Annotated in this window: 6 protein-coding genes, 1 pseudogene and 1 riboswitch; of the genes and pseudogenes, 3 read left to right on the top strand and 4 right to left on the bottom strand. The window is 74.1% G+C overall.

Features of this window, described 5'->3' with window-relative positions:
- The 4 genes from BFF76_RS18085 to BFF76_RS18070 form a co-directional block, all read right to left on the bottom strand.
- Positions 1 to 1,507: cobyric acid synthase (locus BFF76_RS18085; protein WP_065848623.1), on the bottom strand; the 1,507-nt coding region annotated here is incomplete at its 3' end.
- Entirely contained in the window at positions 1,504 to 2,448 is a 945-nt protein-coding gene (locus tag BFF76_RS18080) for a cobalamin biosynthesis protein (RefSeq protein ID WP_065848622.1), read from the bottom strand. The genes BFF76_RS18080 and BFF76_RS18085, both read right to left, overlap by 4 nt.
- 129 nt (positions 2,449 to 2,577) lie before the next feature.
- A riboswitch (cobalamin riboswitch) is annotated at positions 2,578 to 2,706 on the bottom strand.
- Between the two features lie 151 nt (positions 2,707 to 2,857).
- On the bottom strand, positions 2,858 to 3,082 hold the full coding sequence (locus BFF76_RS18075) for a hypothetical protein (RefSeq protein ID WP_031099852.1): 225 nt from the start codon (positions 3,080 to 3,082) through the stop codon (positions 2,858 to 2,860).
- 12 nt (positions 3,083 to 3,094) lie between these two features.
- Positions 3,095 to 4,339, bottom strand: a complete 1,245-nt coding sequence (locus BFF76_RS18070; RefSeq protein WP_031099853.1) for an inorganic phosphate transporter — start codon at positions 4,337 to 4,339, stop codon at positions 3,095 to 3,097.
- Between the two features lie 248 nt (positions 4,340 to 4,587).
- On the opposite strand from BFF76_RS18070, the gene BFF76_RS18065 reads away from it, so the two are divergent.
- The 3 genes and pseudogenes from BFF76_RS18065 to BFF76_RS18055 all read left to right on the top strand — a co-directional run.
- Positions 4,588 to 5,247, top strand: coding sequence for a class II aldolase/adducin family protein (locus tag BFF76_RS18065; RefSeq protein ID WP_031099854.1), 660 nt, complete (start codon positions 4,588 to 4,590; stop codon positions 5,245 to 5,247).
- A 68-nt stretch (positions 5,248 to 5,315) separates the two neighbouring features.
- Positions 5,316 to 6,455, top strand: coding sequence for an alpha/beta hydrolase family protein (locus tag BFF76_RS18060; protein ID WP_053929812.1), 1,140 nt, complete (start codon positions 5,316 to 5,318; stop codon positions 6,453 to 6,455).
- A gap of 185 nt (positions 6,456 to 6,640) precedes the next feature.
- A pseudogene (locus tag BFF76_RS18055) lies at positions 6,641 to 7,456 on the top strand (hypothetical protein); the annotation flags it as partial.
- Positions 7,457 to 7,483: the final 27 nt, after the last annotated feature.

The raw sequence follows: 7,483 nt of genomic DNA, 5'->3' as shown, positions 1-7,483 counted from the left end.
CCCGCGGTGCCCCCGGCGGCACGAACGGCAGCCCCCGCGGGGGCCCCGACTCGATCAGCCGCCACAGGGCGTCGGTGTCGGCGTGCTCCTCGATCAGGTCCCCCAGCCGGTCCAGCTGTTCCTCCCGGAGCGCCTCGAAGCTCGTGTCGGGGGCCGCGGTGAACCGCCGCCCCGCGGCCCGCGCGACCTCGCCCAGGAACGCCCGCCGGAAGGCGTCGCTCTCCAGCGACCCGTGCCAGTGCGTCCCCCAGACCGAGCCCACCCGGCACCCGTCCAGGAACGGCTCGCCGCCGCTCACCTCGGCGACCCCGTGATGGATCTCGTATCCCTCCACCGGCTCCCCGAGCGCCGACCCCACGGGCCGGCCCAGAACCTTCTCCCGGCCGAAACGCACCCGCACCGGCAGGAGTCCGAGCCCCTCGACCAGCCCGGCCCGCGACTCCACCTCGTCCTCGACGGACTCACCGAGCACCTGGAACCCGCCGCAGATGCCCAGTACCGGGCGTCCCTCGGCAGCCCGCCGCAGCAGCGCGCCGGCCAGCCCCCGCTCGCGCAGCCAGGCCAGGGCCTTCACGGTGCCCCGCGTCCCCGGCACGATCACGAGGTCCGCGTCGGCGAGCTCCTCCGCCCGGTCCACGAACCGCACCACCACACCCGGCTCGGCCGCCAGCGCGTCCACATCGGTGAAGTTCGACATGAGCGGCACCGCGCACACCGCGACCCGCAGGACGTCCTCCCCGTGCGGCGGCGCGACGACCGACTCCCTGACGGCCCCGCGCATCGACACCCGCAGCCCGTCCTCCTCGTCGATGCCCAGACCGTGGGCGAACGGCAGCACCCCGTACGTCCGCCGCCCCGTGAGCTCGTGCAGCATGTCCAGGCCGGGCTCCAGCAGCGACACGTCACCCCGGAACTTGTTCACGAGGTACCCCGCGACCAGCGCCTGGTCCTCGGGGCCCAGCAGCGCCGTCGTGCCGAAGAACGAGGCGAACACGCCGCCCCGGTCGATGTCCCCGACGACCAGCACGGGGAAGCGCGCGGCCCGCGCGACACCCATGTTCACGATGTCCGTGCGCCGCAGATTGATCTCGGCCGGACTGCCCGCCCCCTCGCAGATCACGGCGTCATACGTGCCCCGGAGCTGCTCCAGGCAGTCCACGACCGTCCCGAACAGCGCCTCCTGCCGCCCCCCGTGGTAGCCGCGCGCACTCATCTCGCCGACCGGCTTCCCCATCAGGACCACCTGACTGGAACGGTCGCCCCCGGGCTTGAGCAGCACCGGGTTCATCAGCGCCGACGGCTCCACCCGGGCGGCCTGTGCCTGCATCGCCTGGGCCCGGCCGATCTCCGCCCCCTCCCGGGTGACGAACGAGTTCAGCGACATGTTCTGCGCCTTGAACGGCGCGACCTTCACCCCCCGGCGCACCAGCCACCGGCAGATCCCGGCCGTGACGACGCTCTTTCCCGCGTCCGAGGTGGTTCCGGCGACCAGCAGCCCGCCGCTCATCCGACTCTCCGTCCCATGGCCGTCCGCCCCGCCGCACACACGGCGAGGGCCAGCACACTCACCCGGCGCGACAGCCGCACCGCGCGTTCGATGTCCGCGACCTCCACGTCCCGGCCGGCCCCGCCGTTGAGCACCGGCCGGTGCTCGACCCGCCCGCCGTACGCGAGGGTGCCGCCGAGCCGTACGCCGAGCGCTCCGGCGAACGCGGCCTCCACCGGGCCCGCGTTGGGGCTGGGATGCCGGCCCGCGTCGGCCCGCCAGGCCCGGACGGCCGCCCGGGGGCGCCCGCCCGCGGCCACGGCGAGCGCGGCGGTCAGCCGGGCCCCCGGCCATCCGGCGACGTCGTCGAGCCGGGCCGAGGCCCAGCCGTAGCGCCGGTAGCGGGGCGACCTGTGCCCGACCATGGCGTCGAGCGTGTTGACCGCCCGGAAGCCGACCAGCCCGGGCACTCCGCCGAGCGCGCCCCACACGAGGGCCCCCACGACGGCGTCGGAGGTGTTCTCGGCGACGGACTCCACCACCGCGCGGGCGATCCCGGGCCCGTCCAGCGCCTGTGGATCGCGGCCGCACAGATGCGGCAGCCGCTCCCGGGCCAGCTCGATGTCCCCGGCGGCCAGGGCCCCGCCGATGGCGCGGGCCTCGCGGCCCAGCGACGTACCCCCGACGACGGACCAGGTGGCGGCGGCGGTCAGCGCCACGGCAGCCGCGGGACGGTTCCGCACGGCACGGGCGGCCAGGGCGGCGGCGCCCGTGGCGCCCCCGGCACAGACCAGCGTGTGCAGGGCGCCCCAGCCGCGGTGATCGCGCCACAGCCGGCTCTCGGCGCCCGCTGCGGCCCGCCCGAAGGCGGCGACGGGATGCCCCCTTCGGGGGTCACCGAGCAGCAGGTCGCCGATCAGACCGGCGGCGGCGCCGTACGCGAAGATGCGGTCGGCTCGCACGGGCTCAGCCGCCCGTCGCGCCTCGAAGGGCCCGGGAGGCAGGGGGTGGGGCGACCGACGCAGGGCAGCCAGACATGGCGTATGTCCTCACTCAGGGTCCGCGCCCTGGTTCGACGTGACCGGCGACGAGAGTCTCCTGGCTCCCGGATCCGCAGTTCCTCCGGCCTTCCAGTCCGCGGTGGCGGACCGTGACTTCCGTGTGGAGGCTGCTCCCCGGTGACAGTGGCGGGACCGCGCCGGACTCGCACCGGCTTCCTCTCCTGTCGCCGTAATGGCCCGGGCAGTCCACCACGCTCCGCGAACGCCCGTCAACCTGCCGTTGACCTGCGAGGCTTCGGTGTGCCCGGACGCACACCGGGCCGGACACACGCACGGTGTGTCCGGCCCGGTGGGATGTCCTCGGAGAGGCTCAGACGACGATCAGATAGATCCCGTACGCGACCGCCGCCGCGCACAGCGCGAAGCAGGCGTAGGCGCCGACGCGCGCCGCTGCGTGGGGACCGCCGCCGCCCTGAGCCGTCGGCACCTGCTTGGCCAGGCCCAGGATGCCCAGGGTGAAGAGCCCGACGAGTGCGACGGTGCTCACGAGGCTGACGCCGAAGACGGACGCGAGAGCTGCCCAGTCGATGTTCATACGGATCTGTCCTTACACCGTGGCCGGTCGGGCCGGGTCGGTCTGCGGTTCGGCCGGGGCGTGGATGGTGGTCTTGAGGTCCGTCGTGACCGTCGTGCCGACGGGCGGCGGGCTGACCGACGCGATCGCGGTGGTGACGACGCCCGCGGGCTCGTTGACGTTGGTGTGGTCGACCGGCTTGCGCCGCGACAGCAGCCAGATGGCGCCGGAGCCGGCGACGAGCACGACGGCCACCACGGCGACACCCCAGGGGCCCTGCTTGGTGAGGAACTCCGCCCCGGCGCCGATCAGGCCGGCGGCCGGCAGCGTCAGGCCCCAGGCGACGAACATCCGGGTGGCGGTGGACCAGCGGACCACGCCCCCCTTGCGCCCGAGACCCGCGCCCATCACCGCACCGGAACAGGACTGGGTGGTCGAGAGGGAGAAGCCGAGGTGCGAGGAGGCCAGGATGACCGTGGCCGCGCTCGTCTGGGCCGCGAAGCCCTGCGGGGGGCGCAGGTCGGTGAGGCCGCTGCCCATGGTGCGGATGATGCGCCAGCCGCCGAGGTAGGTGCCCAGCGCGATCGCGATGCCCGCCGAGGCGATGACCCAGACCGGCGGGTTGGAGCCGGGGGCGAGGACGCCGCCGGTGACCAGGGCCAGGGTGATGATGCCCATGGTCTTCTGCGCGTCGTTGGTGCCGTGGGCGAGCGAGACGAGACCGGCCGAGGCGATCTGGCCGGCGCGGTAACCCTTGGCGGTCGACTTCAGCTGCGCCTCGTCGGTGACCTTCCGGTTGAGGCGGTACGTCAGCTTCGTGGCCAGCAGCGCGGCGACACCGGCGACGAGCGGAGCCGCGATCGCGGGCAGCAGGACCTTCGTGACGACGGTTCCGCCGTCGATCGAGGACCAGCCGGCCGACATCACCGCGGCGCCGATGAGGCCGCCGAAGAGAGCGTGGGAGGAACTGGAGGGCAGGCCGACCAGCCAGGTCAGCAGATTCCACAGGATGGCGCCGACGAGCGCGGCGAAGATGACCTCGGTTCTGAGGCCGTCCTCGTTGATGATCCCGCCGGAGATCGTCTTGGCGACCTCAACGGACAGGAACGCGCCGACGAGGTTGAGAACGGCGGACATGGCCACCGCTGTCTTGGGCTTCAGAGCGCCGGTCGAGATGGTGGTGGCCATCGCGTTGGCGGTGTCGTGGAAACCGTTCGTGAAATCGAACACGAGAGCTGTCACGACAACAATCGCGAGCAGCAGCGTGATGTGTTCCATTTACCCAGGCAATCGTTCGACGTCATTGGCACGTGGAACGTAAGCAACCAGGATGAACGGAAGGTGAACTGAGCAGGGCGGCACGGTGACCCCAACCGCGTAAGCGGGTTCCGCTTGTGTGCGTGAAGGGTGGGCCCGAGCTCCGCGGCCGGTGTGAGGCCCGGCTCCCGTCCTGCCTGGGCGCGTCCGGCCGCGAGCGGTGCGCTCCGACGGGGAGACATCGGTCACGTGCCCCCTAGGATCCCCGCATGACAGACATACACGGAGACGCGATCGAGCAGGCGTGGGGCGGAGTCGTCGCGACGGCCCGGCGGACCGCGGCGGACGGCCTCGTCGTCGGCACCTCGGGCAACGTGTCGGCGCGGGTCGGCGACATCGTCCTGGTCACGCCCAGCGGGGTGCCCTACGACCGGCTCGGCCCGGACGACGCGGTCGGCGTCGACCTCGAAGGGCGCCAGGTCCTGGGTGACCTGGCGCCGACCAGCGAGCTCCCGCTCCACCTCGCCGTCTACCGCTGCACCGGCGCCGCCGCCGTCGTCCACACCCACGCCGTGCACGCCACGGCCGTCTCCACCCTCGTCACCGAGGTGCCGCTCATCCACTACGCCGCCGCGATGCTCGGCGGCCCCGTCCGCACCGCTCCCTACGCGCGCTACGGAACGAAGGAACTCGCCGACGGCATGCTGGCCGCCCTGCGCGACCGCACCGGCTGCCTGCTGCGCAACCACGGCACCGTCACCCACGGATCCACCCTCGACGAGGCCTACGACCGCACCGCCCAGCTCGAATGGATGTGCAGGCTCTGGCTCACCGCGAGCTCCGTGCCCGGCCACCGGCCGGCCCTCCTCACCCCCGCCCAGCTGCGCGACGTGCAGGACGCCCTGAAGGGGTACGGCCAGCCCGGCTGAGCCCCGGCGGCGCACCGTACGGCCGACGCCCACTGGCAGACGCCGCCCCCGCCCAGGACACTGGAGCCGTGCGCCCGGCAACAGCGGCGGCAGTGGCCGCAACCTCGATCCTCGGCGTCGGCGCGGCAGCGGTCGCCGCCGGCCGCTACGCCAGCGACGCCGCCCTCGGGGCGCCCTCGCCACGCCCCTTCCCGGCCGACCGCCGTCTCACCGTGCATGCCACCGCGGCCGGGCAGGTCACCCTGACCCGCTCCTTCCCCGCGCTGCGTCCCGGTACGTACGGACTGGCAGGCCGCGGCGTCCACGCGGTGGCCGGCCCGGTGGTCGAGCAGCCACCCGACAGCCACGCGGCCTCCGCCGACACCGTCGTACGCCGGCTGGAGCGCGTCACCCTCGGCAGCCTGAAGCCCGGTTCCCGGGTCCGTCTCACCCCGGAGCTGCACCGCGGCGACCCGCTCACCGCACTCGGCCTCGCGTACAAGGAAGTCGAGGTCCCCGGCGAACTCGGGCCCCTGCCCGCGTGGTTCGTGCCCGCGGCCCGCGACACCTGGGTGATCACCGTGCACGGCCTCGGCACCACCCGGGACCACCCCTTGAACGTGCTGGGATTCCTCCACGCCCAGCAGTTCCCCGTGCTCGACCTGGCCTACCGCGGCGACGCGGGCGCGCCACGCTCCCCGGACGGGCTGGCCCACCTCGGCGAGTCCGAATGGCGCGACCTCGACGCGGCCATCCGCTACGCCCTGCGCTACGGGGCCGAGAACGTCATCCTGTACGGCTGGTCGTCCGGCGCGTCGATGGCCCTGCACGCGGCCGTCAACTCCGCCCTCCGCGACCGGGTCAGCGGCCTGGTCCTCGACTCGCCGGTCATGGACTGGAGGACCACCCTGCGGGCCCTCGCCTCGGCCCGGGGCGTCCCCTCCGCGCTGCTGCCCCTCGCCGTCCGGGCCGCCCAGGGCCGGACGGGGCTGCACGGCGCCCCGCTCCTGGACACCTCGGTGCCGACGGCCCTGCACGCTCCCACCCTGATCGTCCACGGCCCCGACGACACCCTGGCCCCCTGGCAGCAGTCCCGGGCACTCGCCGCACGCCGGCCCGACCTGGTGACCCTGCACTCCGTACCGCAGGCTCCGCATGGGGCGATGTGGAATGCCGATCCGGCCGGTTACGAAGAGGTCCTCCGGCGCTTCCTCACGCCCCTGATGTGAGCTGATGGACCCAAACCGCCCGGTTGGTGCCCCGGTTCGCGAGCCCTCCGGCTCCCGTTGACACGGCTTCCGTTTGGGCTTTCGGCCCGTCAGAGGCAAGACTGCTCCTCGTGACGTCCCGTACCCCGCGCGACTCCAGGCTGCGACTTGTCCGCCCACGACCCCAGGCGACCGCCCGCAAGGCAGTGACGACCCGGCGCACGAGGCCGGCTCCCCGCCCACCCGAGGGCACACCGCCCCCGGCGGAGCTGGCGCGCCAGGCCAGGGCCGTACTGGCCGACGCAGTACGGATCGCGCACTGGGCCGCGGACGGGACGAGCGCCGACTCAGTGCCGCTCGCCGCCCAGGCCCTGGAACGGGCCGCCGCCGCGCTCCAGCTGTCCCCGGAACAGGTGCTGGCCGGCTGGGACCGGGCCAGGCTCGCCGGGCTCATCGAACTGCACGGCGACACCGCCCGCCGCGGCTGGCGCCTGCGCGCCTGGGACCGCGACGACTCCGCCGTGCTCCGCGGCTGGGTGGCGCTCTTCGACGCCTGGTCGCTGGTCCACGCCTCACCCGAAGGCGTCGAGGCCACCGCGGTGGCGGAAGCCGTCGAGGCCGTACCCCAGGTGCTCTCGCTGCTCCAGCTCTCGGCGGGCCCGGTCACCGTGCCCGCGCTCCTCGACCTGCTCGGACAGCGCGTCGCGGAACTCCACGAGGAGCGGTGCGAGGTGCCGTACGGGGCGCAGGAGCAGCCGGCCCCCGCCGGCGGCCGGCCCGCCGACCTGAACGCGCTGCTGCTCGACTGGGCCCTGGAGGGCCTCGCCTCCGTCGGCGCCCTCACGCTCGGCGCGGGCCTCGCCACGCTCACCCCGCTGGGCAACTGGGCGGTCTGGGTCAAGCTGGAACAGATCTGCGTCGCCGCCCAGAGCCCGGCCGGCAACATCGAGCAGTCCGCGGCCGACATGCTGCTCGGCTGCGCGCGGCGAGCCAGGCCCGGTATTCGGCGCGGGCCGGGCCGGGGGTGAGCCGCGCGCAGCCGAGCAGCA

Source organism: Streptomyces mutomycini, from assembly GCF_001700505.1.
Lineage (GTDB): Bacteria > Actinomycetota > Actinomycetes > Streptomycetales > Streptomycetaceae > Streptomyces > Streptomyces mutomycini.
This window is presented reverse-complemented; position numbering and strand designations above follow the sequence as displayed.